A 2,614-nucleotide genomic window follows, 5' to 3' on the forward strand; every position below is an offset into this window, starting at 1 on the left:
CGCTTCGATCAAGCTGATCATGAAGGCCCGGATCGATTCGCTGACTTGATCCGATTGCCAAGAGATGCGTTCCACATTGATGCCGACGGGCAATTCGGTCAACAGTTCATTGATCCGGTCGTCGATCCGCTGACCGACTTCGACCACGTTCTCGCCTGACGCTGGGGCGATTGCCAATCCGATCGCTTGCCGTCCGTTGTGACGGAGCATATGGCTGGGCGGGTCGGCGTAGCCGACATTGACGGTTGCAATATCGCGAATGCGGATGATTTCGTCTTGGCCGTCGACCACGCTTGTGACCGCCAACTCACCGATCTCCTCTGGCGTGCGGAATGCGCCCGTCGGTGCCACTCGCAATCGCTGTGTCTGGTAATCGACGTGCCCCGCATCGACGACCATGTTTTGCGACTGCAGCGTTTGGATCAGCTGAGCCGGTGTCAGATTCAGTTCCGCCAATTGGGCCGACGAAACGTCCAGATAGATTCGTTTGTCTTGAACGCCCCACAAGTCGACGCGAGCGACGCCCTTGACGACGCTCAACTCCTTTCGCATCTCCTTGACGTATTTCTCCAGCTCCGCGTAGTTGAACCCGTCGCTACTGACCGCCAGCAAGAATCCGAAGACATAGCCAAAGTCATCACCGACCTTCGGCTTGCCAGCCCCCGGCGGCAACGTCGGCTCGACGTCGGCCACCTTCTTTCGCAACACGTCCCAAACCTGCGGTAGTCGTTCGGACCAATAATTGCTTTTGATGTCCACCTTGATGATGGACAGGCCCGCACGTGAATTGGAATAGACGTTCTTCAGCTCCGTCATTTCTTGGAGCTTGGTTTCCAGTCGGTCGGTGACCTCCAGTTCCACCTGCTCGGCGCTGGCGCCGGGGTAGGTCGTGGTAATCGCTGCGGTCTTGACCGAAAACTCCGGGTCTTCTAGTTGGCCGAGCTGGAAGTAGCAGAAGACGCCACCCAAAACGATCAGCCCAATGCCGAAATAGGTGATCGCGCGTTTCTCGATGGATAGCTCTGCCAGATTCATTACCTACTCATCACGTTTTTGGGGGCCGCATCGCCGACGACGCTGGGCACGAAAAGACGATTGTATGAAAGCCCGGTGGGGCCGTTGTTATAAAAGCGACGGCCCAGAAGGGCCGTCGTACCTATGTCGCAGCGACGGCCCGGAAGGGGCGTCGTACTACGCCGCGGTGATCGTGTTGAGGATTTCACTTTCACAACAACTTGACCACTTGGCCTTCCTGCAGCGAATTCACACCGGACGTGACAACCCACTCGCCAACCTCCAATCCCTCATCGACCTTGAGTCCCACGGGCGTCAATTCACCGGTCTGGATGGCGCGACGCGAAACTTTGCCGGTACCCTCGTCGAACACCCAGACGAAGGTTTGCGAATCGTCCTCCGGCGCGGTGAACACCGAGCTGGGCGGAACAATCAGTTCCGCGGTTGCGGGCTTGTCATCCTGTTCGCTGTGGTTTCGAACGGTGGCAGCCATGCCAGGCAAAATCTTGACGTCCTCCGGTTGATTGATCTGAACGGTCACGGGGTAAGTCCGCGTGGTCTGCGAAGCTTCCCGGCCGACCTTGGTGACCGTGCCGAAGAAGTCACGGTCGGCGATGGCATCAAAGCGGCAAGCCACCTTTTCGATCTGCGGGACCAATCCGATCAAGGATTCAGGGAGCTGGACGGTGACTTCGATCACCGAGATATCGACCAAGCGGACAATGGGCTGCTTAGCCTGAACTCGCTGAAAGTTATCGACATAGCGAGCGGAAATCTCACCGTCAAAAGGTGCTTTTAGCGTCGCGTCGTCAAGTTTGTTCTGCGCTGCCTTGACGGCGGCATCCAAAGCCCGAATCTCCGCGCGTTTGGCTTGGATGTCCTCAGGACGGGCCCCGGACATACCAATTTTCAACGCCTCCTTGGCGTCTTCGACTGCGGCAGCGGTGCGTTTCTTGCGTGCCAACGAGATATCAAACTCCGTTTGGGATGTCGCACCACTTTCGATCAACCTTTCATTGCGACCATGTTCGGCAACGGCTTGCTCGTAGGAAGCTTCGGCTTGAGTGAGATCCAGTTTCAGTTGTTCGATCTCTTCGGGCCGAGCACCGCGTTCCATTGCCAATAGATTCGCGTTAGCGCGATCCAGGTTGGCTTGGTTGCTCGCGAGCGCCGTCTCAAAATCTCGCGGATCGATGGCGGCGATCACGTCACCCTTCTTCACTACCGACCCGACGTCCACCGGTAGAGAAACGAGCGGACCCGAAACTTGAAAGGAAAGCTCCACCTCGTTTTTCGCCGACGCACGCCCCGGAAACTGGCGTCCGCTGATCGCGGTTAAGTCTCCGACCTTGACCGTGCGAACCGGACGAATCGGGGTGGACTCGTCTTGCGTATCGGAGCACCCCGATACGAATCCCGAGACGAGTGTGGCCACCACCGCAACGCATGCGGTCGCTCGAAATTTTATTCTCATTTGCAACATTCAGTTACTCCACTATTCTTGCTGGCCTTCGGGATCGTCCAATCGCACCAAGAGCCACTGCTGAGTGGTGTCGTCGGCAAAATGGACCAGCGCGGGCGCGGTATCCTTGGTCAAGTT

2 protein-coding genes are annotated in these 2,614 nt (G+C 57.4%); both read right to left on the reverse strand.

The window, feature by feature from the left end; translation table 11 throughout:
- On the reverse strand, positions 1-1,035 hold a 1,035-nt coding region (locus tag RMSM_RS26770), incomplete at its 3' end, for an efflux RND transporter permease subunit (protein WP_008704213.1).
- 190 nt (positions 1,036-1,225) lie between these two features.
- A complete protein-coding gene (locus tag RMSM_RS26775; protein ID WP_144057987.1) occupies positions 1,226-2,488 on the reverse strand; it encodes an efflux RND transporter periplasmic adaptor subunit in 1,263 nt (420 codons plus the stop codon).
- Positions 2,489-2,614: the final 126 nt, after the last annotated feature.

It is taken from the genome of Rhodopirellula maiorica SM1 (assembly GCF_000346295.1).
Lineage (GTDB): Bacteria > Planctomycetota > Planctomycetia > Pirellulales > Pirellulaceae > Novipirellula > Novipirellula maiorica.

Coding starts and splice junctions, on each gene's coding strand:
- RMSM_RS26775 (WP_144057987.1), bottom strand. CDS start 2,488: ATGAGAATAAAATTTCGAGCGACCGCATGCGTTGCGGTGGTGGCCACA.